Here is a 23,370-nt window from a genome sequence, read left to right on the forward strand (position 1 = left end):
GTGAGCACCTCGTCGCTGCTGCTCGCGCTGCTGGGCGACGCCCGGCTGCCGTCCGGCGGGCACACCCAGTCCGCCGGGCTGGAGCCCGCCCTGCGCGCGGGCACGACCCCCGCCGAGGTCCCCGCCTACCTCCGGGCCCGCCTGCGCACGGTGACCAGGGTGGAAGCGGGAACCGCCGTCGTGGCGCGCGCGGTGGCGGCCGGGGGCGGTGACCTCGACGCGGTCGAGGCCGCCTGGGCCGCCCGGACCCCGAGCCCGGCGCTGCGCGCCAACGGCAGGCGCCTGGGCCGCGGGTACCTGCGCGTCCTGCGGACCCTGTGGCCCGGCCCGACCGACGACCGGGCACGCCGCTGGTCGCGCCCGGTCGTGCTGGGCCTGCTCGCGCACCGCGCGGACCTGAGCCCGGTCGACCTCGCCCGCCTGGTCGGCTACGACGACGCCCAGACCGTGACCGCGGCCCTGCTCAAACTCGAACCGGGTGACCCGCTGCGGGCCACCGCGTGGGTGCGCGACCTGCTGCCCGACATCGACCGGATGGCGCGGCAGCTCGCCTCCCTGCGAACCCCGGACGAAATCCCCGCGGGCGGCGCACCGCTCATCGAGCGGTGGGCGCAGACCCACGACACGACGACAGAAAGACTCTTCAGTGCCTGAGACCACCAAGACCCCCGCCCGCGCCATGCGCCTGGGGGTCGCGGGCCCCGTCGGGACCGGCAAGAGCTCGCTGATCGCGCTGCTGTGCCGCGCCCTGTCCGACAGGCTGCGCATGGCCGTGATCACCAACGACATCTACACCGACGAGGACGCCCGCCTCCTCAAGTCCGCGGGCGTCCTGGACCCCGAGCGCATCCGCGCCGTGGAAACCGGTGCGTGCCCGCACACCGCGATCCGCGACGACGTGACCGCGAACCTGCTCGCCGTCGAGGACGTGGAGGCCGACTTCGACCCCCTGGACCTGGTGGTCATCGAGTCCGGTGGCGACAACCTGACGGCCACGTTCTCCCCGGCCCTGGTGGACGCCCAGCTCTTCGTCCTGGACGTGGCGGGCGGCGGCGACGTCGTGCGCAAGGGCGGGCCCGGCATCGCGCGGGCCGACCTGCTGATCGTCAACAAGACGGACCTGGGCCCGCACGTGGACGTGGACGTGGAGCGCATGGTCCGCGAAGGCTCGGCCGCGCGCGAGGGGCGTCCCGTCATCGGGCTGTCCCGGGCCGACGAGGCGTCGATCGACGAACTGGTGGCCTGGGTGCTGGGCATGCTGGACACCCACCGCCGCGGCGACCACACGCCCGTCGACCCGGGCCCCATGGCCCCGCACTCGCACGCCGACGGCGAGCAGCACGTGCACGCCGACGGCACCACCCACTCGCACACCCCCGACCACGGAAGCGCGGCGGCCGGGTCGGGCGCGTGACCCGCATCAGCGTCGCGCCGGGCCCGGGGCGCTGCTACCTGCGCACCCAGGACGGCCGCCTGTCCGCGCGGGTCCTGCACCGCGACCCGCACGGGGCGCGCGTGGGGCTGATCGCCAACGGCGCACTGCTGCTGTCCGGCGACCGCGTCCACGTGGAGGTCGATGTGGCCGACGGTGCGTGGCTGGAGGTCGTCGAGGCGACCGGCACCGTCGCCTACCGCGGCGAGCAGCCGTCGTCCTGGACGGTGGACGCCACCGTGGGCGACGGGGCGGCGCTGTCCTGGGGGTCGCTCCCGTTCGTGGTGTCGGACAACGCCACCACGCACCGGGGCACGCGGATGCGCCTGCGCGGCACCGGCCGGGCGCTGTTGCAGGAGAAGGTCGTGCTGGGGCGTGCCGGGCAGGTGGGCGGCGACCTCACGACGTCCTTGGACGCCGTCGACGGCACCGGTCCCCTGCAGGTGGAACACCTGGACCTGTCCCGGTCGGCTCGGGTGCTGCCCGGGATCCTCGGCCGCCTGCGCGCACTGGACACCGTGACTGCCCTCGGGTGGGCACCGCAGCCCCCCGAGGGCCTGGTCGCGGGCCGGAGCGGCGCCGGGGAGACCTGGTTCCCCCTGGACCGCTCCGGCTCGGTGTTCCGGTGGATGGGCGACGGCCTGTTCCAGGACACCTTCGGCGACCGCACCTTCAGGGCTTGGCGGGCCGATCTCCTCGCCGGGTACCCGCGCCGGGACGCGACCCCGCCCAGCAGGGCCGCCCCGCAGCCGCCCGCTCCCACCCCGGCCGCCCGATTCGGCGGCTGACCGTCGTCCCACGAGCCGGCGGGCAGTGGGCGCCAAGCCTCCCGGACCGGTTGCTGTCGGCGGATGCGCCGGATCGGCCCACTGTCCGGGGTGTCGCACTCCGCGCCGCACCGTGACGGGCGAACCCCTGCTCCCGGGTCGGGACCCGGGAGCAGGGGCGGCGACGCGGATCAGGTGTTGGGGCAGGACGCGGTGTACTCGGCCAGCCCGTCCCCGGTGGGTGCGGGGCAGAGGAACTTGTCGTAGCGGGTGTCCTCGTCGACGAAGCGCTTGAGCCAGGCGGTGGCGTACTTGCCGATCGTGGCGTTCTCCCGGACGAAGGTGCCGTGGTCGGCGCCCTGGACGTTGACCAGGGCGCGCTCGCGGGCGCCGGTCATGCTCCGGTAGAACGGGCGCGAGAAGGTGCCGATGCCGGCGACGTTGTCAGCGCTGCCCGCCATGAGCATGGTGGGGGTCTTGACTTCCGGCCAGGTCTTGTCCTGGTTGTACGGTGCCAGCGGGACGGCGGCCTTGATGGTGCTCCGCTGGGAGACGGCGTAGAGCGCGCCGCCGCCGCCCATCGAGTGGCCCATGACGGCGAGTCGGTTCGGGTCCAGTCGCTGCCTGACCGCGGCCGGGGACGACGTGGTCAGGTAGTCCAAAGCGGACAGCAGCTCCCGGCCGCGGGTGGTCGGCTGGTCGTAGATGCTGTTGGTGGCGATGGTGATCACGACGAAGCCGCGGGAGGCCAGGCGCGGGCCGAGCCAGGCGACGGCGCTCTGCGGTGAGGTGTAGCCGGGCACGACGGCCACGCCGCCGTAGGTGCCGTGGGTGGTGTCATCGGGGTAGTAGATGGTGGCCGCGCCGAAGCCGGGGGTCTGCGAGTCCGCGATGGTGACCTTGCTGAAGGCCAGGTCACCGACCGGCTGGCGCAGGTTCGCATCCGTGGGGTCGACACCGTGGACGGGCACGGCGGCGGGGGCGACGGCGACGGGTGCCGCCTCCGCCCCGGTCGTGACGGTCAGGGCACCCGCTCCCACCGCGGCGGCGGAGGCGAGGGCGATCAGGGATTTGCGCAGGGTGAAGGGCATCGGCGTTCCTCTGCGTTGAGTGGCACCTGCGGGAAGCACACGCGATCAGGGGTGTCCGCGTGTGGTCGGCGTGGACACCGGATCACCGACGGTGGTGACCGGGGCTCGTCAGCTCGTCCTTGTTGTCCGCCGTATCCCGACTGTACGCAGACCGGTTTCCCCAAAGCAATACTCTGTTCGGCATTACCGAAATCCACCCGCCGCACTGCGCACAGGGCACCCGTGGGCGGTTTCATCGCTCAGGCGAATTCGATCGCATCCGCCCTGCGGGAAAAGAAAACCAGCGATCGCCGGATGGACGCCGCACGCTCGGCAGATCGGATTCGTCCTGGCACGTCGCCCACCGCACCGGTTACGATGTTCGGCGATGTCGAACCGTGTGACCGACCTCGTGAACCCCGTCCGGGTGTTGGTCGTGGACGGCGATCGCACCGCGGCCGACGCGCACCGCGGGCAGGTCGAAGTCCTGCCCGGTTTCACCGTCGTGACGAGCACCCACACCGCCGCCGCTGCCCGGCGCGTGCTGGCGCACCGGCGGGTGGACCTGGTCCTGCTCGACCCACACCTGCCGGACGGGTCCGGCGTGGACCTGCTGCGGTGGCTGCGCGCGACCGGCCTGGACACCGACGTGATCGCGGTGGCCGACACCCCCGAACCCGCCGGCCTGCGGGCCTGCGTTTCCCTCGGTGTGCTGCACTACCTGCTCAAACCGCTCGCCGGGGAGCACCTGCGCGACCGCCTGCGCCGGTACGCGCAGTACCGCGCGGCGGCGGGCGGGTTCAGCGGCCAGGAGGACGTGGACCGGGCGATGTCGGTGCCGCGCACCCCACCCGCCCGCCCGGACGGCATCACCGGCAGCACCCTCGACGCCGTGCGGGGGTCGCTGCGGGCGGCGGGCACGGGCGGCGCGACCGCGGCCGACCTCGCCGAGCGGACCGGCGTGTCCCGCGTCACCGCCCGCCGCTACCTCGAACACCTGGTCAGCGGCGGCAGCGCCGATCGCGTGCCGCGCCACGGGGCCGTCGGCAGGCCCCGAGTGCACTACCGGTGGCTGGGCGCCTGAGCGGGGGCGTTGTCGACGCCCCGGGCGTGGCGGGCAGGCAGGTCCACTCGGCCGGGAACCGGTGCGGCGCGGCGGCGGGCGGCGCGCTGTCCGACCCGGTGCGGGGGCGCGGGGCTACAGCCGAGCTTCACCAGGAGCGGGCGCCGAGGTTGCGGGAGACGGATCGGGCGGCGTCGCGGACGGTGGCGACGAGGTCGGGGCGGGGGGTGCGGTCCTGGGCGCAGACGCGTTCGATGGCGCCGGAGATGCCGATGGCGCCCACGACCACCCCCCGGTCGTCGTGGATGGGGGCGGCGATGCCCGCTTCGCCGGGGACCAATTCCTCGACGTCGGCGGACCAGTTCCGGGTGCGGACGCGCTTGAGGTCCTGCAGGAGCGCCCGGCGGGTGGTGTGGGTGTGCGGGGTGACCGGGGGCAGTTCCAGGTCGTCGAGGATGGCGTCGCCCTCCAGGGCGAAGGCCAGGAGGACCTTGCCGAGGGCGCTGGCGTGCGGGGGCAGCAGGGCGCCGACCTCCAGGACCTGGAGGCTGTCGTCCGGGCGGAAGACGTGGTGCACGACCAGGACCTTGCCCTCGTGCAGGGAGCCGATGCGCACGCTCTCACCGGAACGGGTGGCCAGGGAGTCCGACCAGTTGAGCGCGCGGGTGCGCAGTTCGTTGAGGTCGAGGTAGCTGTTGCCCAGGTGCAGCAGGGTGGCGCCGAGGCGGTACTTGCCGCCGGAGCGGTCCTGCTCGACGAAACCCACGTGCTGCAACGTGCGCAGGATGCCGTGCACGGTGCCCTTGGGCAGCTTCATGGCCTGCGCGAGTTCGACCACGCCGAGCCTGCGGGAACCGGAGGCCAGCAACCGCAGGATGGCGGCGGCGCGCTCGACGGACTGGATTCTCTCTGGCACGCGCACACCATACCCGGCACCACGTTCGACGATACCGAACGCCGCGGTTGATCAGCGGATTCGGTCACCGCCCGCCGGTCGCCTGGGTGAAGGCCGTGCCGACGGCCTCCAGCGCGACGGGGAGGCCGGAGGTCCAGTAGTCCCACTCGTGCGCGCCCTCCCGCGCCATGAACCGGTGCGGCACCGCCTTCGCCGTCAGCGCCAGGTGCAGGTCGGCGTTGCCCTCGAAGAACCCGTCGTAGGACCCGCAGTCCAGGAAGTACGCGGTGCGCGACAGCTCCTCGGCCGGGGTGCGGGCGATCGTGTCGAGCAGGTTCCACTGCCGGTAGCGTTCGTTCAGCCGCGCCTGCCCGACCAAGCCCGCGCCCCACGCCTTGGCGTAGCGCCAGTCGAACTCGGTCTGCGGCAGCGCGACGACCTGCGCATCCGTGCGGTGCGCGACGCTGAGGCCGAAGGCCGCGCTGAACAGGCCGGGGTGGCGGAACGCGAAGGACAGCGCCCCGAAACCACCCATGGACTCGCCGCCGATGGCCCGCCGGGCGGCCGAGCCGCCCGCGCCGTGCCGCGCCTCCACCCCGGGCAGCAGTTCGCGCACCACCATCTCCGCGTACCGGAAGGACCCGTCGGCGTCGTCCATGTAGTACGTCTGCGCCTGTTCGGTGGGGGGCCGACCCGGGTCGCGGCGGGCGTCGGGCATCACCACGACCGTCGGGGGCAGGGCGCCCGAGGCGATGGCGCGGTCGGCGATCGAGCCGAGGCCCAGGCCCGGCCACTCGGTGTCGTCGCCGATCAGCCCGTGCAGCAGGTACAGCACCGGGTAGCGCCTGCCGGGGCGGTGGCCGGGCGGCAGGTAGAGGGAGTAGCGGACGTCCTGGCGCAGGAGGCGGCTGGGCAGCCGCAGTCCTTCCACGACCCGACCCGCGGGCACCGGGCGCGCAGGGGGCGGGGGCGTCGGGGTGACGGGCGCCGGGGTCGCGGTCGCGGCGGTGGACCCCAGCAGGGTCGTCGCCACGGCGGTGGTCGTCGTGGCCAGCATCGCTCGTCGGTTCACCGGGGGCCTCCGCATGGGGGTGGGGGATGACGGCGACGGTAGCGAATTCGGCCATGTCGAACAAGCAGCCGACCGGGTCGGCGATGTCGAACCAGGCCGCGCGGCCGAGTACGTAGAAACCTACGTATTCCTGCGGATACCCCCGCTCCGGGCCCGCGCACAGACTGGCCGCGGCCCCCGGGGCGGCTCGACGCGGAGCCGACGACCGTCCCGTCCGACCCCGGAGAGGAACCCCCGTGCACGATCCCCGGTACGTCGCCGCCATCGACCAGGGCACCACGTCGAGCCGGTGCATCGTCTTCGACGGCCGGGGCGGCATCGTGTCGCTGGCCCAGCGCGAGCACCGGCAGATCTTCCCCCGCCCCGGCTGGGTGGAACACGACGCGGCCGAGATCTGGTCCACCGTGGAGCAGGTGGTGCTGGAGGCGCTGGAGGACGCGGGCCTGGTGCCCGGCGACCTGGCCGCCGTGGGCATCACCAACCAGCGCGAGACGACCGTGGTGTGGGACCGGGCCACCGGCCGCCCGGTGCACAACGCCATCACCTGGCAGGACACCCGCACCGCCGACCTGGTGGCCGAGCTGGCGGGCGCGCAGGGGCCGGACCGGTTCCGGGACCGCTGCGGCCTGCCGCTGGCCACCTACTTCTCCGGTCCCAAGCTGGTGTGGCTGCTGCGCGAGGTGCCCGGCCTGGCCGAGCGGGCGGCCCGCGGCGAGGTGCTGTTCGGCACCGTCGACAGTTGGCTGATCTGGAACCTGACCGGCGGGGCGGACGGCGGCGTGCACGTCACCGACGTGACCAACGCCAGCCGCACCATGCTGATGGACCTCACCAAGCTCCAGTGGGACCAGGACACCTTCGACACCATGGGCATCCCGGTGGCGGTGCTGCCGGAGATCAGACCGTCCTCGCACGTCTACGGCACCGCCAGGGGCGCGCTGGAGGGCGTGCCGGTGGCGGCGGCGCTGGGTGATCAGCACGCGGCGCTGTTCGGGCAGACCGCGTTCGACCGCGGCGACGTCAAGAGCACCTACGGCACCGGCAGCTTCCTCGTCCTCAACACCGGGGACACGCTGGTCCGCTCGGAGAACGGGCTGCTGACCACGGTCGCCTACCAGCTCGACGGCGCACCGGCGACCTACGCGCTGGAGGGGTCGATCGCGGTGACCGGCGCGCTGGTGCAGTGGTTCCGCGACCGGCTGGGCCTGATCCACTCGGCGGCGGAGATCGAGACGCTGGCCAACACCGTGGCCGACAGCGGCGGCTGCTACATCGTGCCCGCGTTCTCCGGGCTGTTCGCCCCGCACTGGCGCGGCGAGGCCCGCGGGGTGATCACCGGGCTGACCGGCTACGTCGGCCGCGGCCACCTCGCCCGCGCGGCGCTGGAGGCCACCGCCTGGCAGACCAGGGAGGTGGTCGACGCGATGCGCGCGGACACCGGCATCGCGCTCACCGGCCTGCGGGTCGACGGCGGCATGACCGCCAACAACACCCTGATGCAGTTGCTGGCCGACGCGCTGGCGGTCCCGGTGGCCCGCCCGACCGTGGCGGAGACGACCTGCCTGGGCGCGGCGTACGCGGCGGGGCTGGCGGTCGGCTACTGGCCCGACCTGGAGAGCCTGCGCGGCAACTGGCACAAGGCCGCCGAGTGGACCCCCGGCCTGGACGCCGACCTGCGCGAGCGGCGGTTCCGCAAGTGGCGCAAGGCCGTCGAGCGCAGCCTGGACTGGATGGACGAGGATGACATTGAGTAGGACGACACTGTCGACTGAACACTCCCCCGGAACGAGCCGGACCCCGGCCAGGCGGGTGAGCCTGCTGTTCGTCGTCGGCCTGGCGCTGGTGCTGGTCGGCGGCGCGTTCGCCGCGGTGGTCAACACCGACTTCGGCCGGGTCGGCGTGACCGACACCCGGTTCACCGGCGAGGACGGGCAGGCGCTCGGCGGGCTGCTCTACGTGCCGGACAGCGCGACCGCCGGGTCCCCGGCGCCCGCCGTGCTCGCGGTGCACGGCTACGTCAACTCGCGGGAGACGATGTCCCCGGTCTCCCTCGAACTGGCCCGGCGCGGGTACGTGGTGCTGGAGCTGGACCAGGCCGGGCACGGCACGTCGGCGGCCCCCGCGTTCGCGCACGGCTACGGCGGCCCGGCCGCGCTGCGCCACCTGCGCTCCCTGGACTTCGTCGACCGCGACAACATCGGGCTGGTCGGGCACTCCATGGGCGGTTGGACGGTGTTGCAGGCCGCCGCGGCCGTGCCCGACGGCTACCGGTCGCTGGTGCTGATGTCGTCGGCGCCGTTCCCCGCGGGCCCGTCGACCGGGGGCGGTGCGGCGGCCACCCCGAAGGGGACGACGACGTTCCCGCGCAACACCGCCGTGGTCGTGTCCACGGTGGAGGAGTTCTCCGGCTCGATGTGGCAGTCGGCCAACCCGCTCGACATCAACGGCGCCCCCAACATGAAGTCGCTGTTCGGCACGGACTCACCGGTCCGCGAGGACACCGTCTACGGCGACGTCGACGCCGGGACCGGGCGGGTGCTGCACCGGCCGTCCACTGTGCACGCCGGGGTCACGCACGACCCGGCCGCCGTGGGGCACGTGGTGGACTGGTTCGGCCGCACGCTGACCGGGGCCGGTCCGGCGAGCGGGCAGGTGTGGTGGCTCAAGGAGCTGGGCACGCTGGTGGCGCTGGTCGGCGGTGTGCTGTCGGTCTTCGGCGTCGCCAAGACCCTGGCCCGGCGGCGGGAGCGGCCCGAGGTCCCGGCCGCCACCGGACGCGGCTGGTGGGTGGCGGCGCTCGCGGCGACGGCCATCCCGGCGGTCACGTTCATCCCGGTGATGAAGTACGTGCCGAAGCTGTTCCCACCCGGCGCCTGGTTCAGCCAGAGCGTGTCCAACTGGGTCCTGGCCTGGGCGCTGCTGAACGCGGTGATCACCGCCGTGGCGCTGGTGCCGTGGCTGGTGCGCAGGCGGGCGGCGCTGTCCGGGGTGCTGCCCGGGTCGTGGCGGGCGGCGGGGCGGTCGGTCGGGCTGGGGGCCGCGGCCGTGGGCACGATGCTCGGGCTCGTCCTGGCGTCGGACCTGGTGTTCAAGACCGACTTCCGGTTCTGGGTGCTGGCCTTCCGCGCGCCGACGGCCCTGCAACTGGTCACCGCGTTCTGCTACGCGCTGCCGCTGCTGGTGTTCTTCGTGGTGTTCTCCACGCTGCTCAACACCCAGTTGCGGGTGGGCGGGCGGCGCGGGTACTGGGCGGCGGCGCTGATTCCGTCGGTGGGCTTGGCGGTGCTGGTGCTGGTGCAGTACTCGCGGTTCCCGTTCGGCGGTGAGCTGGTGTTCCCCGGCTACCAGTTGCACACGATCGTCGCCTACCAGGTGGTGGTGCTGCTGGCGGTGGCCGGGGTGCTGTGCGTGGCGCTGTTCCGGTGGACCGGGGACGTGCTGCCCGGTGCTGTGGCCTCGGCGCTGCTGGCCGCGTGGTGCATGACCGCGGGGACGGCGACGCAGGCCGCGGTGGGTGAGTGGGGGCCGGTGCCCTGGGTGGTTCGGTTGGTCCTGCCGCTGCTGGTGGGGGTGGTGCTGCTCGTGGTCGCGGCCCGGTCGCGGCGCGGTCGCGGGGTGGCCGGTCCGGACAGCACCCCGGGTGGCGCGGGGGGCGTTCCCGCCTGAGCGGTGGCCGTCCCGGGCTCACCGGGACGGCTACCATCGGGTGGCGTGGCACCGGACGAGGCGGCGCCGCCCCTGGTGAACACCAGTTTCGTCGGGCGCGGCCTGGAGGACGCGCGGGTTCGGGACGCGCTCGGCACCGGCAGGCTGACCACGCTCACCGGTCCCGGTGGTGTCGGCAAGACCAGGTTGGCCGGGCACGTGCTGGCCGGGCACCCCGGCGCGGCGGTGTTCGTCGGGCTGGCCGAGCTGCGCGACCCGGCCCTGCTGCCGAACCTGGTCGCCGACCGGTTGGGGCTGCACCACCGGCCGGGGGAAGCGGTCGAGGACACCGTGCTCGACCACCTGCGCGGGCGGGAGCTGCTGCTCGTCCTGGACAACTGCGAACACCTCGTCGAGGCGTGCGCGCGGTTCGCGCAGCGGGTGCTGGACACGTGCCCGGGCGTGGTGGTGCTGGCCACGAGCAGGCAATCGCTGGGGGTGGGTGGGGAGCGGGTGCTGCCGGTGCCGCCGTTGGCGGTGCCCGAGCGGGGGGTGGCGCTCGCGGAGGCGGCCGGGTACGACGCGGTGGTGCTGTTCGTCGACCGGGTGCGGGCGGTGGTGCCCTCGTTCCGGTTGGACTCGGGCAACGTGGACGACGTGGTGCGGCTGTGCGGGCACCTGGACGGGGTGCCGCTGGCCGTGGAGTTGGCGGCGGCTCGGGTGCGGGCGCTGTCGCCGGGGCAGATCGCCGACCGGTTGGCGGCGGGTGGGTCGCCGCTGGGCAGTGGGCCGCGCACGGCCCCGGAGCGCCAGCGGACCCTGCGCGCCACCCTCGACTGGAGCCACGGGCTGTGCACGGTGGCGGAGCGGGCGGTGTGGCGGCGGCTGTCGGTGTTCGCGGGGTCCTTCGAGCTGGGTGCCGCCGAGTACGTGTGCGCCGGGCCCGGGGTGGGCGTGGACGACGTGCTCGGGCTGGTGGACGCCCTGCTGGACAAGTCGGTGCTGGTGCGCGACGACCGGCCGGGGGCGGCGACGGCCCGCTACCGGGTGCTGGAGGTGCTGCGCGAGTACGGGCAGGAGCGGCTGCGCGAGGCCGGGGAGCTGACCGGGGTGTCCCGCCGCCACCGGGACTTCTTCGACCGGCTCACCGCCGAGGCCGACGCCGCCTGGCTCGGGCCGGAGCAGGTGCGGTGGGCGGACCGGCTGCACCGCGAGCAGGCCAACCTGCGCGCGGCCCTGCACTGGTCGCTGACCGAACCAGGGGAAGCCGGGGTCGCGCTGGCCATGGCCGCCCGGGTCGACGAGCACTGGACGCTGCACGGCCGCAACGCCGAGGCGCGGATGTGGCTCGACCGCGCCCTGGCGGCGGTGCCCGCCCACCCCGCCCGGGCCAGGGCGCTCAGCGTCAGCGCCCTGTACGCGCTCTGGCAGTACGACGTCGTGGTGGCCGCCGCCCGCCTCGACGAGGCGGAGGTGCTCGCCGACGAGCCGGGCCGCGCCCACGTCACCTACGTCCGGGCGCTCGGGGCGATGCTGCGGCGGGACTTCGCGGGCGCGGCCGACCTGGCCCGGCGGGCCGCCCGCGACTGCCCCGCCCGGCACCGACCGCACCCGCGCTGGATCCACGGCGTGTGCACCGCCGTCCTCGGCGACGTCGACACCGCGCGCACCCTGCTGGCCGACCTGGCCTCCGACGTGGTCGACCCGTACTACCTGGCCATGGCCCACTACGGCCAGGCGGTGGTCGAGGTCCTCTACGGCGACGCGGGCGCCGCCGCCCGCGCGGCCAGGGCCGGGATCGAGGCGGACCTGCTGCTGGGCAACCGGTTCGGCACCGCCCACCAGGTGGAGGCCCTGGCCTGGGTGCACGCCCGCCAGGGCGAGCACGCCCACGCGGGCCTGCTCTTCGGCGCCGCCGCCACGCTGTGGGAGGCGGTGGGCACCTCCCCGGAGCGGGCGGGCTCGCTCGCCGTGCCGCACTTCGACCACTGGGCGATGGCCCGCGACGGGCTCGGCCACGACCGGTTCGACCAGGCGGTGGCCACCGGTCGGGCGCTGTCCTTCGAGCAGGCGGTGCGCTGCGCGCTGGCCCCCGCCCCGACCCGCGACCGCTCCGCGCTGACGCGCCGGGAGCACGAGATCGCGGTGCTGGTGGCCGAGGGGCTGTCCAACCGGGACATCGCGGCGAAGCTGGTGATGTCCCCGCGCACGGCGGAGACGCACGTGCAGCACGTCCTGACCAAGCTGGGCTTCACCCGGCGCACCCAGATCGCCGCCTGGATCGCCGCCCGCGAGCGGTGACCGGGCCGGGTCACCCCCGGAGCCCGGTGAAGCCCAGGGTGCGGGAGATGGCGCGCGCCGAGTCGCGGACCGCGGAGACCAGGGCGGCGTGCGGTGCCCCGTCGGGGGCGCACACCCGCTCGACCGCACCGGACAGGCCGACGGCGCCGACGACCACGCCGCGGTGGTCGCGGACGGGGGCGGCCACACCCGCCTCGCCGTCGACCAGTTCGCCGACGTCGGTGGCCCAGCCGCGGGCGCGCACCCGGTCCAGGTCGGCGGTGAGGGCGGCCGGGGTGGTGTGGGTGCGCGGGGTGCAGCCGGGCAGCGGCAGCTCGTCCAGGGCCGGGGCGCCGCGCAGGTCGAAGGCCAGCAGGACCTTGCCCAGGGCGCAGGCGTGAGCGGGCAGCAGGGCGCCGACCTCCAGCACCTGGAGGCTGTCGTCGGGGCGGAAGACGTGGTGCACGACCAGCACCTGGCCCTCGTGCGGGGCTCCGATGCGGACGCTCTCCCGCGTCCGGGAGGCCAGGGCGTCGGCCCGGTTCAGGGCGCGGGTGCGCAGTTCGTTGGCGTCGAGGTAGCTGGTGCCCAGGTGCAGCAGGGTGGCGCCGAGGCGGTACTGGCCACCCGCGCGGTCCTGCTCGACGAATCCCACGTGCTGCAATGCCTGGAGGATCCCGTGGACCGTCCCCTTGGGCAGCCGCAGCGCGCGGGCGACCTCCCCCACACCCAGCCTGCGCGGCCCCGCGGCGAGCAGCCGCAGGATCGCCGCCGCCCGCTCGACCGACTGGATCCGCCCTGGCATCCACCCTCCCCTTGCCGGTACCGTGTTCGACATTGTCATACTTGGTTCAGTCAAGCCGATCCGCGCTCGTACGTCGAGGAGCCGCCATGCGCCCCGCACCCCTCTCCCCCGCGGCCAGGACCCGCGCGCTGCGCGAACTCGCCGCCGCCCCCGGGCTCGACGTCCTCGTGGTCGGCGGCGGGGTGGTCGGGGCGGGCGCGGCGCTGGACGCGGCCACCCGCGGCCTGCGCACCGGCCTGGTCGAGGCGGACGACTGGGCGGCGGGCACCTCCAGCCGCGCCAGCAAGCTCATCCACGGCGGCCTGCGCTACCTGGAGATGCTCGACTTCGGCCTGGTGCGCGAGGCGCTGCGGGAGCGCGGCCTGCTGCTCACCCGCCTGGCCCCGCACCTGGTGCGGCCGGTCCCGTTCCTCTACCCGCTGACCCGCCGCGGCTGGGAGCGCCCGTACGTCGGCGCAGGCATCCTGCTCTACGACGCGATGGCCGCGGGCCACCCCGGCACCCCGCGGCACCGGCACCTGACCCGCCGCGGCGCGCTCGCCGAGGCCCCCGGGCTCTCCCCGGACGCCCTGGTCGGCGCCGTGCGGTACTGGGACGCCCAGGTCGACGACGCCCGGCACACCCTGGCGCTGGTGCGCACCGCCGCCGCCCACGGCGCGCTGGCGGCGAACCGGGCGCGGGTCGTGGACTACCTGCGCGACGGCGAGCGCGTCGTCGGCGCGGTGGTGGTGGACGGGGAGACCGGGGAGCGGATCGAGGTCCGGGCGAAGCGGGTGATCAGCGCGACCGGGGTGTGGAGCGAGGAGACGCAGGCCCTCGCCGCCGCGAGCAGCGTGCGGGTGCGCGCGTCGAAGGGGGTGCACCTGCTGGTGCCGCGCGAGCGGATCGACTCCACCAGCGGGCTGATCCTGCGCACGGACACCAGCGTGCTGTTCGTGATCCCCTGGGGCAGGCAGTGGATCGTCGGCACCACCGACACCCCGTGGGACCTGGGCAAGGAGCACCCCGCCGTCAGCGCGGCCGACGTGGCGTACCTGCTGGAGCAGGTCAACCGGGTGCTGGTCGACCCGCTGACCCCCGACGACGTCGAGGGCGTCTACGCCGGGCTGCGACCGCTGCTGGCGGGCAGCGACGAGCGGACGGCGAAGCTGTCGCGCGAGCACGTGGTGGGCACCCCCGTCCCGGGGTTGACGGTGGTCGCGGGCGGGAAGTACACGACCTACCGGGTGATGGCCGCCGACGCGGTGGACGAGGCGGTGCGCGGGCTCGGACCGGTGCCCGCGTCGGTCACCGCCGAGGTCCCGCTGCTCGGCGCCGACGGCCACGCCGCGCTGTGGAACCGGCGGGACGCCGTGGCCCGCGAGCACGGGCTGACCGTCGAGCAGGTGGAGCGCCTGCTGGGCAGGCACGGTTCGCTGATCGGCGAGGTGCTGGAGCTGGTCGTGGCCGATCCCACACTCGCTGAACCGCTGCCGAGCAGCGACGCCTACCTGCGGGCCGAGCTGGTGTACGCCGCCGCGGCGGAGGGCGCCCGGGACGTGACCGACGTGCTCGCCCGGCGGGTGCGGGTGGCGATCGAGTCGGCCGACCGGGGGGTGGACTCCGCGCAGCTCACCGCGCACCTCATCGCGCCGGTGCTGGGCTGGGACGCCGACCGGGCCGCGGCTGAGGCCGAGACCTACCGGGCGGGGGTGCGCGCTGAGCGCAAGGCGCAGGAGCAGCCCGACGACGAGTCCGCCGCAGCGGCCTTGCAGTCGGCCTGAGCACCGTCCCCAGGGGCGGCCGGGTCGAGTCGGTCGGGCGGAGCGGTCCTGGTACTGCGACGGCACCGGGACAGCGCTGCGCGTGAGGGGGGTGGCCGTCAGGGGTACCAGCAGTACCTCTCTCCACTTGTGGGCAGGGCTTACGGTGGAGGGATGGCCACGATCGACCTGCGCACCGAGATCAAGGAATTCCTGAGTTCGCGCCGCTCGCGGATCGCCCCCGAGCGGGCCGGGCTGTCCACCTACGGCGGCAACCGCCGGGTCACCGGTCTGCGCCGCGAAGAGGTGGCCCTGCTGGCAGGGGTGTCGGTCGAGTACTACGTGCGCATGGAACGCGGCGGCCTCGCGGGCACCTCCGACGGGGTGCTCGACGCGGTGGCCTCCGCCTTGCAACTCGACGAGGCCGAGCGCGATCACCTGTTCCACCTCGCGCGGCAGTCCAGGGCGCCCGGCGGGCCACGCCGCCCGCGACCCGCCGTGGCGGTGCGCCCGGCGCTCCAGCAGGTGCTCGACGCCATCACCGATGCGCCCGCGTGGATCTGCGACGTCCGCTACGACGTGCTGGCCGTGAACCGGCTCGCCCGCGCGCTGTTCTCACCGGTGCTGGCCGACACGCGACGGCCTGCGAACACCGCTCGGTTCCTGTACCTGGATCCCGAACCGGCACGAGCGTTCTTCGTCGACTACGACCGGATCGCCTGCGACGTGGCCGCGAAGTTGCGCATGGAAGTCGGCCGCGATCCGCACGACGAGGAACTGCACGCCCTGGTCGATGAGCTGTCGGCACGCAGTGGACTGTTCCGGCAGCGGTGGGCGTCCCAGGACGTCCGGCTCCACCGGTCCGGGCGCAAGCGCCTGCACCACCCGGTGGTGGGCAGGCTCGACCTGGACGTCGAGTCGATGGAGCTGCCCGCCGACCCCGGCCTGCTCCTGAACGTCTACACCGCGCCCGCGGGCACGGCGACCGCGGACGGCCTGGCCCTGTTGGCGTCGTGGGCGGCAGGCCAGGAGAAGCAGGCGACCAAGACGCAAGCACTCGGCTGACTGCCGTTTCAGTTCTAGGTGCCCGATGCGGTCGTGGCGATGCCGCCGTCGACCGGGATGACGGTGCCCGTGAGGTAGGAACCGGCCCGACTGGCGAGGAACACGGCGACACCGGCCATGTCGTCGTCGCGGCCGAGCCTGCGCAGCGGGGCCTTCGCCGCGATCCGGTCGCCGATGGCGTCGAGCGTGGCCGCCATCATCTCCGACGGGAACGGTCCCGGGGCCACCGCGTTCACCGTGACGTGCTGTGGGCCCAGTTCCCTGGCGAGCACCCTGGTGAGCTGGTGCAGTGCCGCTTTGCTGGCAGCGTAGGAGTAGTTGGGCGAGTCGGCGACGTGAATGGCGGCGATGCTGCCGATGTTGACGACCCGCGCGGGGTCATCGGCGGTGCCCGCCCTGCGGAGCGCGGGGAGCAGCGCCTGCACCAGCCAGAACGGCGCCTTGAGGTTGAGGTCGACCACCTCGTCCCAGGCTTCGCGCGGGAACGTCTCCAGCGGCTCGCGCCACATCGCCCCCGCGTTGTTGACGAGGATGTCGAGGCGTTCCGAATCGGCCTCGACGAGCTCAGCGAGGCGCAGGCACTCCTCGTACCTGGACAGGTCCGCGGGGATCGCCCGGACGTCGCCGAATTCGGACAGCAGGCGCTGAGCCTCCGCGCACGCGTCCGCCTTGCGTGAGCTGATGACAACGCGGGCGCCCGCTTGCAGGAGGCCGCGCGCGATCATCATCCCGATGCCCCTGGTGCCGCCAGTGACAAGTGCGTACTTCCCACTCAGATCGAAGAGGTCTGCGTGAGTGGTGAACCGGTCGTCCGCCATTGGTCTCCGTCCCTTCTGCCGTGAGAACAGGTTGGCAGGCGGCTTGGACGCCCGGCAGACCCTGGTGGTACAGGTACTGCGAGAGACCCTGTCGACCACCCGTCCCACCAGGGGTCAACCGGTGACGCGGGTCAGCCAGGAGGCGAGGTCGGCCTCGACCTCTTCGCGGTTGGTCTCGTTGAGGAGTTCGTGCCGGGCGCCGGGGTAGGTGCGGTAAGTGATGTCGACCAGTCCGGCGTCGCGGTAGCGCTGGACCAGGGCGTCGGAGAGGGCCAGCTTCCGGTTGAGCGGGTCGCGGTCGCCGACCATGACGTACAGGGGGAGGTCGGGGCGGATGCCGGTGGGCGTGACCGCGCGTTCGGCACCGGCGTACATGCCCGCCAGGCCGCGCTCGTCGAGGGAGAAGCCGCACAGCGGGTCGGCCAGGTAGGCGTCCACTTGGGACTCGTCGCGGCTGAGCCAGTCGAACTCGGTGCGGGCGGGTTCGAACTCGGCGTTGTAGACCGCCAGGCCGCCCTCGGCGATCGTGGTGGCCAGCAGGTCGAGCGCGGTCGTGCCGGACAGCGCGACCCCGTCGAGCAGGTCGGCGTGGTCGAGCAGGTACTGCTGGGCGGCGAAGGAGCCCATGCTGTGGCCCACCAGCACCAGCGGCAGGCCGGGGTGGCGCTCGCGCAGCAGCCGGGTCAGCGCGACCACGTCCGCGACCAGCCCGTCCCAGCCCGCTTCGCCGAGGTCGCCGGGCGCGGCGGCCGTGGTGCGGCCGTGGCCGCGGTGGTCGTTGGCGTACACGGCGTAGCCGAGGCCGGTCAGCAGCTCGGCGAGGTGGGCGTAGCGCGCGGAGTGCTCGCCCATGCCGTGCGCGAGCTGCACGACACCGCGCGCCGGGCCGGTGGGCCGCCACTCCTCGACGTGCACGGTCAGGCCGTCGGCGCTGGGGAAGGTGAACATCGTCGGTTCCTCCGGGGGGTGGGTGGGCCGCCGGGGACCTGGCCGACGGCGGCGCGTTCCGCCACCGTAGCCGATCCGGCATTGCCGAACAACGAACCTGGGATTCGACATTGTCGAACTTCGTTCTTGTGAACGCCGGGTTTCGCACCTACAGTTCTCAGCACCTCACCACCGCCGGTCTCCACTCAGGACACCCAGGCACGAAGGACTCCCCCATGCGCTCCAGATCAGCAACGGCGCTGGTGGCCGCGGCCGTGCTCACCGCCGCCACCGCCTGCGGCTCGCCCAGCGGCTCCCCCGACAACGACGTGGTCAAGGTCGGCGCGATCCTGTCGCTGTCCGGCATCTACGCCACCCTCGGCCCGGCGCAGAAGAACGCGTTGCAGATGGGCGTCGAGGAACTCAACCGCACCGGCTTCACCGTCGGCGGGCGCAAGCGCACGCTGGAGATCAGCTACGCCGACGACCGCTCCGACGCCGCCACCACCGGCGTGACCGCGCTGCGCGAACTGGTGCAGTCGCAGAAGGTCCCGGTCATCGCCTACGGCCTGGGGTCGGACACCTACGTACCGCAGTTGCAGCGCCAGCCGGTGCCGATGGTCAACATGCTCGACTCCAGCTACCCCGGCATCCTCGGCCTCAGCGACCACCTGTTCCTCACCCGCGGCGCCTCCCCCACCTACGTGCCGGGCTGCCTGCACTACGCCAAGCGCAAGCTGGGCACCACCAGCATCTCGGTGATCACCGCCAAGGGCGAGCCCTACGGCGAGGGCCTGACCCAGCTCGTGACGAAGTCCGCGCAGGCCGAGGGCGTGCGGATCGCGGCGAACAGCGAGTTCCCGCTCAGCTCCACCGACTACAGCAACGCGATCGGCGCCGCCGTGGCCGCCAAGCCCGACGCGATCTACCTCTCCAGCGTCACCGCCGTGATCCTGCCCGTGCTCAAGCAACTGCGGCAGTCCGGCTACACCGGGCCGGTGATCCACAGCGCGGGCGTGAACCCCAACCAGGCCAAGGCGATCCTGGGCGCGCAGTACGACTCCATCATGAAGGACAACTACGACTGCGCGGGCACCCTGCCCACCACCTCCCAGGACCCGGCGGCGCAGGCGTTCGCCAAGGACTACCAGCAGCGGTACGGCGAATACCCGCAGGACCTGACCATGTGGGCGCACGACTTCCCGTTCATCGTGGCCGCCGCGATGACCAAGGCCGACACCGTCTCCGACCCGGCGAGGATCGAGCAGGCGCTCAAGGAGATCGACGTTCCACAGGGGACGGTCAGCGGCTGGCTCCCCGGCGACGGCGGCAGGCTGTTCACCGACCGCAACGCCCGCACCGCCTCCGAGGTGACCGCCTGGTGCCCAGGCGAGGACACGCTGCGCAGCGCGATGGTGTTCGACGTCGAGGATGGGGCCGTCGTCGACCCGACCTTCCCGCAGGAGACCTGCGGATGAGCCAGGTCCTGGTCAACGGGGTGTTCCTCGGCTGCCTGTTCGCGGTGGTCGCGGTCGGCCTCACCCTGGTCTACGGGGTGATGGAGGTGCCGAACTTCGCCCACGCCGGGGTCATCGTGCTCTCGGCGTACACCACCTGGTCGGCGAGCGCGGCGGGGCTGCCGTTCGCGCTCGCCGCCCTGGCGGGCATCGCCTGCGGGGCGCTGGTGTCGGTGCTGACCGAGGTGCTGGCCTACCGCTGGATCGTCGACCGGCCCGCCGCCGCGCCCGCCGTGGCGCTCGGGCTGATGCTGATCCTGCAGAACGTCGCCCTGCGCCTCTACGGCGGCGAGGGCCGGTCCCTGGACACCCCGTACGACCGGGTGCTGCTGCGCCTGGGCGGGGTGTCGCTGTCGGGGGTCAAGGCGGCGCTGGTGGTGCTCGCGGTGGTGTCGCTGCTGGCGCTGCACCTGCTGCTGTCGCGCACGTCGCTGGGCCGGGCCATGCGCGCGGTCGCCCAGGACCGGGAGGCCGCGGCCATCCTCGGCATCCCGATGCGCAGGCAGTACGCGCTGGCGTTCCTCATCGCCGGGGTGCTCGGCGGGGTCGCCGCCATCGCCTACGCCCCGACGTTCCAGGTCTCGCCGTACATGGCCGACGAGGTGCTGCTCAGCGCGTTCGTGGTGGTCGTGCTGGGCGGCCTGGGCAGCGTGTGGGGCGCGGTCGCGGGCGGGCTGGTCCTCGGCGTGGTCGAGGGGCTCGGCTCGGCGTACCTGAGCCCGGCCTACCAGAGCGCCTTCGGGTTCCTGCTGCTGGTGTCGATCCTCGTGCTGCGGCCCGACGGGCTGCGCAGCACGAACGCGAGAAGGGTGGCCTGAGATGCGCGCGCACGTGACGGCGCTGGGCGCCGCGGTGGGGTTGAGCGTGCTCGCCTACCTGCTGCTGACCGGGTTGAGCGGTGACCAGGGGCAGGTCGCGCTGCTGGTGGTGGTCTGGACGATCGCGCTGATCGGGCTGAACCTGATCCAGGGGCTGGGCGGGTACCCGAACCTGGCGCACGCGGCGTTCTTCGGCGGCGGGGCGTACCTGTCGGCGGTGCTGCTGGACACCGGGCTGCCGATGACGGTGGCCGCGCTGCTGGCGGTGGCCGGGGTGATGGCCGCCGGTCTGGTCGTGGCGCTGGTCTTCAGCCGCACCCGTGGGCAGTACTTCGCCATCGGCACCATGTTCTTCACCGCCGTGGCCACGCTGGTGTTCACCAACGCCGCCGACCTCACCGGCGGCCCCAACGGCAGGCCGGTGGCGCTCGGCTACAGCCTGGAGGCGACGGTCGTGCTGCTGGCCGCGTCGGTCGGGGTCGGGCTGGCGCTGTTCCACTGGGCGTCGGTCAGCCGGTTCGGCGACCGGCTGCGCGCCATCCGCGCGGACGAGGACCTCGCCCAGCACGTCGGCGTGCCGACCTCCCGGGTCAAGCTGCTGGCGATGGTGTGCTCCGCGGGCGCGGCGGCGTGGGCGGGGGTGCTGTTCGGGCAGTACAACGGCGTGGTCGCCCCGTCGCAGTTCACCTTCGGGCAGAGCTTCCTGATGTTCGTGGCGCTGGGCCTGGGCGGAGCGGGCAGGCTGCTCGGCCCCGCGGTGGGCGCGGCGGTGGTCATCGGGTTGACGCAACTGCTCACGCTCGGGCCCGGGGTGAGCCAGATCGTGCTGGGCGTGCTGTTCATCCTCGTCACCCTGCTCGCCCCGGAGGGCGTGCTCGGCGGGGTGTCGACGCTGGCGCGGCGGGTGCGCGCGGTCCGGTCGGATCGGTCGGATCGGTCGGTTCGGGGAGAGGGGGCGGTGGCGTGAGCGCGCTGCTGGTCGTCGAGGACGTGGTGAAGCGGTTCGGCGGGGTGGCCGCGGTCGACGGGGTGTCGTTCACCCTGGGCGCCGGGCAGGTGCTCGGGCTGATCGGGCCCAACGGGTCCGGCAAGACCACGCTGCTCGGGGTGCTCGCGGGCACCCACGACCCCACCTCGGGCACGGTCACCCTGGACGGGCACACCGCGTCCGGGCGGGGCGCGCACAAGGCGGTGTCGGCGGGCATCGCGCGCACCTTCCAGACCACCCGCCTGTTCGGCACCTGGACCCTGCGCGAAGCCCTGCGCCTGGCCCACGGCGAGCGGCGCGGTCGCCCCGGTTGGCCGGACGAGCGGATCGCGGACCTGCTCGGCCTGGGCGACGCGCTCGACCGGCCGGGCGCGAGCCTGACCAGCGCGGCGCAGCGGCTGGCCATGATCGCCCTGGCGCTGGCCACCGGCCCGAGGGTGCTGCTGCTCGACGAACCCGCGGTCGGCATGGACGGCACCGAGGCCGCCGCCCTGGCCTCGGCGGTGCGGCGCGCGGCGGGCGAACTCGGCGTCGCGGTGGTCGTGGTCGACCACAACATGCAGTTCCTGATGCCGCTGGCCGACACCGTCCTGGTGATGGCGGCGGGCGCGGTGCTCGCCGCGGGCACCCCCGCGCAGATCCGGTCCGACGAGGCGGTCATCGCCTCCTACCTCGGGGAGGCATGACCGTGCTGGACGTGCACGACCTCACCATCACCTTCGGGCCCACCACCGCCGTGCGCGGGGTGTCGCTCACCGCCGCCGCGGGCACCGTCACCGGTGTCCTCGGCGCCAACGGCGCGGGCAAGACCAGCACCCTGCTGGGCATCCTCGCCCGCGCACCCCGCCGGTCGGGCCGGATCACCTTCGACGGCGCGGACGTCACCGGGTTCGACACCGGCGCCCTGGTCCGGGCGGGCATCGCGCTGTGCCCGGAGAACCGCAGGCTGTTCCCCAACATGTCCATCGAGGACAACCTGCTGCTGGGCGCCCACGGCACCGGCCGCGCCACCCGCCGCACCCGCCTGCGCGACACCTACGACCGCTTCGGCTGGGTCGCCACCCGCCGCGCTGAACCGGCGGGCAGGCTCAGCGGCGGGCAGCAGCAGGCGGTGGCCATCGCCAGGGCGCTGATGTCCGCCCCCAGGCTGCTCCTGCTCGACGAACCCTCCAGCGGCCTGTCCCCGGTGGCGGTGGACGAGGTGGGCGCGGTCCTGGCCGACATCGCCCGCGACGGCACGGCGCTGGTCCTGGTGGAGCAGAACGTCCGCCTGGTCCGCACCCTGTGCACCACGGCGTACGTCCTGGCCCACGGCCAGGTCACCGCGTCCGGACCGGTCCCCGACCTGCTCAGCGACACGGCCGTCTCCGACGCCTACCTCGGCGTGACACCGTGAACCGCGCCTCGACCTGCTCGAACTCCGACTGCGGGACGGGCGCGGGTGGCCTTCGCCGCTCACGCCACCGCCAGCACCGCCAGGACGGGTGGCACGGCGGCCAGGACGAGGATCGCCGCGGCGTTCGTGCGCCGGTACTGCGCGAGCAGGGCGACGAACTCGCGCAGGAACGCGCTCGGGACGAAGTAGTTCGCGGTCGGCGCCCCCACGACGTCGAGCGGCAGGCCCAGGCGCCGGGACAGCACCGCCGTGCGGAAGACGTGGTAGTTGTTGGTCACCGCCACCACGGCCCCGCCGCGGCCGTGCTCGGTCAGCAGGTCCATGCTGTTGCGCAGGTTCTGCTCGGTGGTGGTGGCCCTGTCCTCCAGCAGGATCCGGTCGGCGGGGACACCCTGCTCGCGCAGGTAGGCGCCCATCGCCTCGGCCTCGGAGACGAGTTCGCCGGAGCCGCGGCCACCGGAGACGACGACCACCGGGTCGGCGTCGGCCGCGTGGGCCCGGCACTCGATCGCCCGGTCCAGCCGGTTGGCCAGCAGCGGCGGCACCCGGTCGCCCGCGAGGCCCGCGCCGAGCACGATGACGGCGTCGGCCCGCGTTCGGGCGCCGAGCCTGCCGTACAGCGCGCCGTAACCGAGCAGCGCGAGGAACAGGAACGCCAGGTAGCCCGCGACCAGCAGCAGCGAGGTGGCCGCGACGACGAGCCAGCGCGAACCGCCGAACCCGACCACGGCGGCGGTCCCGACCAGCAGGCCCAGCACGGCCAAGCCCGTGAGCAGCGACAGCAGGTTGGCCAGGCTGTGCCCCTCCCTGCGCCACATCACCACACCGTTGGCGATCAACGCCCACGGCAGCACGAGCACGACCAGCGCGAAGAGCACGAACACGACCACGCGCAACCAGGCGGCACCCGACAGCGCGTCGAGCAGCCACATCCCCGCGAGCACCACGGCCACACCGGACCACACGGCGTTGCCGAACCGCCTCGGCTCCCGGTGCACGCGGTGGGCGGCGACCAGCACCGCCGCCAGGGAAAGCATCCCGAGAACCATGTTCCTCCGTCGCGGGGCCGA

Annotated in this window: 21 protein-coding genes; 14 read left to right on the plus strand and 7 right to left on the minus strand. The window is 73.9% G+C overall.

Annotated features, from left to right (window positions below; genetic code table 11):
* Genes L6E12_RS01805 through L6E12_RS01815 form a run of 3 tightly spaced genes read left to right on the plus strand, consistent with a single transcriptional unit; the run spans position 1 to position 2,220 of the window.
* A complete protein-coding gene (locus L6E12_RS01805) occupies positions 1 to 654 on the plus strand; it encodes an urease accessory protein UreF (protein ID WP_236226104.1) in 654 nt (217 codons plus the stop codon).
* Positions 647 to 1,414 carry an urease accessory protein UreG gene (ureG, locus tag L6E12_RS01810; RefSeq protein ID WP_374201823.1) on the plus strand — a complete coding sequence of 256 codons (768 nt, stop codon included), beginning with the start codon at positions 647 to 649 and terminating at the stop codon, positions 1,412 to 1,414. The genes L6E12_RS01805 and ureG overlap by 8 nt, the downstream gene beginning before the upstream one ends.
* Positions 1,411 to 2,220 carry an urease accessory protein UreD gene (locus tag L6E12_RS01815; protein ID WP_236226105.1) on the plus strand — a complete coding sequence of 270 codons (810 nt, stop codon included), beginning with the start codon at positions 1,411 to 1,413 and terminating at the stop codon, positions 2,218 to 2,220. Before ureG ends, L6E12_RS01815 begins: the two co-directional genes overlap by 4 nt.
* Before the next feature lie 170 nt (positions 2,221 to 2,390).
* Here L6E12_RS01815 and L6E12_RS01820 read toward each other — a convergent pair whose 3' ends face one another.
* A complete protein-coding gene (locus L6E12_RS01820) occupies positions 2,391 to 3,290 on the minus strand; it encodes a dienelactone hydrolase family protein (RefSeq protein ID WP_236226106.1) in 900 nt (299 codons plus the stop codon).
* A gap of 367 nt (positions 3,291 to 3,657) precedes the next feature.
* On the opposite strand from L6E12_RS01820, the gene L6E12_RS01825 reads away from it, so the two are divergent.
* A complete protein-coding gene (locus tag L6E12_RS01825) occupies positions 3,658 to 4,353 on the plus strand; it encodes a response regulator (RefSeq protein WP_236226107.1) in 696 nt (231 codons plus the stop codon).
* A gap of 127 nt (positions 4,354 to 4,480) precedes the next feature.
* Here L6E12_RS01825 and L6E12_RS01830 read toward each other — a convergent pair whose 3' ends face one another.
* Positions 4,481 to 5,248, minus strand: a complete 768-nt coding sequence (locus tag L6E12_RS01830; protein ID WP_236226108.1) for an IclR family transcriptional regulator — start codon at positions 5,246 to 5,248, stop codon at positions 4,481 to 4,483.
* A gap of 64 nt (positions 5,249 to 5,312) precedes the next feature.
* A complete protein-coding gene (locus L6E12_RS01835; protein ID WP_236226109.1) occupies positions 5,313 to 6,299 on the minus strand; it encodes an esterase family protein in 987 nt (328 codons plus the stop codon).
* A gap of 236 nt (positions 6,300 to 6,535) precedes the next feature.
* Here L6E12_RS01835 and glpK point away from each other — a divergent pair, with 236 nt between their 5' ends.
* The 3 genes from glpK to L6E12_RS01850 are packed head-to-tail and all read left to right on the plus strand — an operon-like array spanning position 6,536 to position 12,245.
* Positions 6,536 to 8,053 carry a glycerol kinase GlpK gene (glpK, locus tag L6E12_RS01840; protein WP_236226110.1) on the plus strand — a complete coding sequence of 506 codons (1,518 nt, stop codon included), beginning with the start codon at positions 6,536 to 6,538 and terminating at the stop codon, positions 8,051 to 8,053.
* 55 nt (positions 8,054 to 8,108) lie between these two features.
* Entirely contained in the window at positions 8,109 to 9,965 is a 1,857-nt protein-coding gene (locus L6E12_RS01845; protein WP_236226111.1) for a S9 family peptidase, read from the plus strand.
* Between the two features lie 45 nt (positions 9,966 to 10,010).
* On the plus strand, positions 10,011 to 12,245 hold the full coding sequence (locus L6E12_RS01850; protein ID WP_236226112.1) for a LuxR C-terminal-related transcriptional regulator: 2,235 nt from the start codon (positions 10,011 to 10,013) through the stop codon (positions 12,243 to 12,245).
* Positions 12,246 to 12,255: 10 nt separating this feature from the next.
* On the opposite strand, the gene L6E12_RS01855 is transcribed toward L6E12_RS01850, so the two are convergent.
* Positions 12,256 to 13,029 (minus strand): IclR family transcriptional regulator, encoded by a 774-nt coding sequence (locus L6E12_RS01855; protein WP_236226113.1) that lies wholly within the window; start codon positions 13,027 to 13,029, stop codon positions 12,256 to 12,258.
* 86 nt (positions 13,030 to 13,115) lie between these two features.
* Here L6E12_RS01855 and L6E12_RS01860 point away from each other — a divergent pair, with 86 nt between their 5' ends.
* The gene (locus L6E12_RS01860) at positions 13,116 to 14,792 is read left to right on the plus strand and encodes a glycerol-3-phosphate dehydrogenase/oxidase (protein WP_236226114.1); all 1,677 of its coding nucleotides are present in this window, start codon (positions 13,116 to 13,118) and stop codon (positions 14,790 to 14,792) included.
* Between the two features lie 153 nt (positions 14,793 to 14,945).
* Positions 14,946 to 15,836, plus strand: a complete 891-nt coding sequence (locus L6E12_RS01865; RefSeq protein WP_236226115.1) for a helix-turn-helix transcriptional regulator — start codon at positions 14,946 to 14,948, stop codon at positions 15,834 to 15,836.
* A gap of 14 nt (positions 15,837 to 15,850) precedes the next feature.
* Here the strand turns inward: L6E12_RS01865 and L6E12_RS01870 are convergent, their stop codons facing one another.
* Entirely contained in the window at positions 15,851 to 16,654 is an 804-nt protein-coding gene (locus tag L6E12_RS01870) for an SDR family oxidoreductase (RefSeq protein ID WP_236226116.1), read from the minus strand.
* Positions 16,655 to 16,768: 114 nt separating this feature from the next.
* A complete protein-coding gene (locus L6E12_RS01875) occupies positions 16,769 to 17,602 on the minus strand; it encodes an alpha/beta hydrolase (protein ID WP_236226117.1) in 834 nt (277 codons plus the stop codon).
* A 215-nt stretch (positions 17,603 to 17,817) separates the two neighbouring features.
* On the opposite strand from L6E12_RS01875, the gene L6E12_RS01880 reads away from it, so the two are divergent.
* Genes L6E12_RS01880 through L6E12_RS01900 form a run of 5 tightly spaced genes read left to right on the plus strand, consistent with a single transcriptional unit; the run spans position 17,818 to position 22,300 of the window.
* Entirely contained in the window at positions 17,818 to 19,059 is a 1,242-nt protein-coding gene (locus tag L6E12_RS01880) for an ABC transporter substrate-binding protein (protein WP_236226118.1), read from the plus strand.
* A complete protein-coding gene (locus L6E12_RS01885) occupies positions 19,056 to 19,916 on the plus strand; it encodes a branched-chain amino acid ABC transporter permease (RefSeq protein WP_236226119.1) in 861 nt (286 codons plus the stop codon). Before L6E12_RS01880 ends, L6E12_RS01885 begins: the two co-directional genes overlap by 4 nt.
* Position 19,917: 1 nt before the next feature.
* Complete coding sequence (locus tag L6E12_RS01890) at positions 19,918 to 20,883, plus strand: branched-chain amino acid ABC transporter permease (protein WP_236226120.1); 966 nt, start codon at positions 19,918 to 19,920, stop codon at positions 20,881 to 20,883.
* Positions 20,880 to 21,590, plus strand: a complete 711-nt coding sequence (locus L6E12_RS01895) for an ABC transporter ATP-binding protein (RefSeq protein WP_236226121.1) — start codon at positions 20,880 to 20,882, stop codon at positions 21,588 to 21,590. The genes L6E12_RS01890 and L6E12_RS01895 overlap by 4 nt, the downstream gene beginning before the upstream one ends.
* The gene (locus L6E12_RS01900) at positions 21,587 to 22,300 is read left to right on the plus strand and encodes an ABC transporter ATP-binding protein (RefSeq protein ID WP_236226122.1); all 714 of its coding nucleotides are present in this window, start codon (positions 21,587 to 21,589) and stop codon (positions 22,298 to 22,300) included. The genes L6E12_RS01895 and L6E12_RS01900 overlap by 4 nt, the downstream gene beginning before the upstream one ends.
* A gap of 59 nt (positions 22,301 to 22,359) precedes the next feature.
* Here L6E12_RS01900 and L6E12_RS01905 read toward each other — a convergent pair whose 3' ends face one another.
* Entirely contained in the window at positions 22,360 to 23,337 is a 978-nt protein-coding gene (locus L6E12_RS01905) for a YdcF family protein (protein WP_236226123.1), read from the minus strand.
* Positions 23,338 to 23,370: the final 33 nt, after the last annotated feature.

Origin of the sequence: Actinokineospora sp. PR83 (assembly GCF_021056305.1) — a bacterium.
Classification (GTDB): Bacteria; Actinomycetota; Actinomycetes; order Mycobacteriales; family Pseudonocardiaceae; genus Actinokineospora; species Actinokineospora spheciospongiae.

Bases quoted from the DNA above. Each gene is read 5' to 3' on its own strand.
- L6E12_RS01820 (WP_236226106.1), bottom strand. From the start codon at position 3,290: ATGCCCTTCACCCTGCGCAAATCCCTGATCGCCCTCGCCTCCGCCGCC.
- L6E12_RS01825 (WP_236226107.1), top strand. From the start codon at position 3,658: ATGTCGAACCGTGTGACCGACCTCGTGAACCCCGTCCGGGTGTTGGTC.
- L6E12_RS01855 (WP_236226113.1), bottom strand. From the start codon at position 13,029: ATGCCAGGGCGGATCCAGTCGGTCGAGCGGGCGGCGGCGATCCTGCGG.
- L6E12_RS01860 (WP_236226114.1), top strand. From the start codon at position 13,116: ATGCGCCCCGCACCCCTCTCCCCCGCGGCCAGGACCCGCGCGCTGCGC.
- L6E12_RS01865 (WP_236226115.1), top strand. From the start codon at position 14,946: ATGGCCACGATCGACCTGCGCACCGAGATCAAGGAATTCCTGAGTTCG.
- L6E12_RS01870 (WP_236226116.1), bottom strand. From the start codon at position 16,654: ATGGCGGACGACCGGTTCACCACTCACGCAGACCTCTTCGATCTGAGT.
- L6E12_RS01875 (WP_236226117.1), bottom strand. From the start codon at position 17,602: ATGTTCACCTTCCCCAGCGCCGACGGCCTGACCGTGCACGTCGAGGAG.
- L6E12_RS01880 (WP_236226118.1), top strand. From the start codon at position 17,818: ATGCGCTCCAGATCAGCAACGGCGCTGGTGGCCGCGGCCGTGCTCACC.
- L6E12_RS01885 (WP_236226119.1), top strand. From the start codon at position 19,056: ATGAGCCAGGTCCTGGTCAACGGGGTGTTCCTCGGCTGCCTGTTCGCG.
- L6E12_RS01890 (WP_236226120.1), top strand. From the start codon at position 19,918: ATGCGCGCGCACGTGACGGCGCTGGGCGCCGCGGTGGGGTTGAGCGTG.
- L6E12_RS01900 (WP_236226122.1), top strand. From the start codon at position 21,587: ATGACCGTGCTGGACGTGCACGACCTCACCATCACCTTCGGGCCCACC.
- L6E12_RS01905 (WP_236226123.1), bottom strand. From the start codon at position 23,337: ATGCTTTCCCTGGCGGCGGTGCTGGTCGCCGCCCACCGCGTGCACCGG.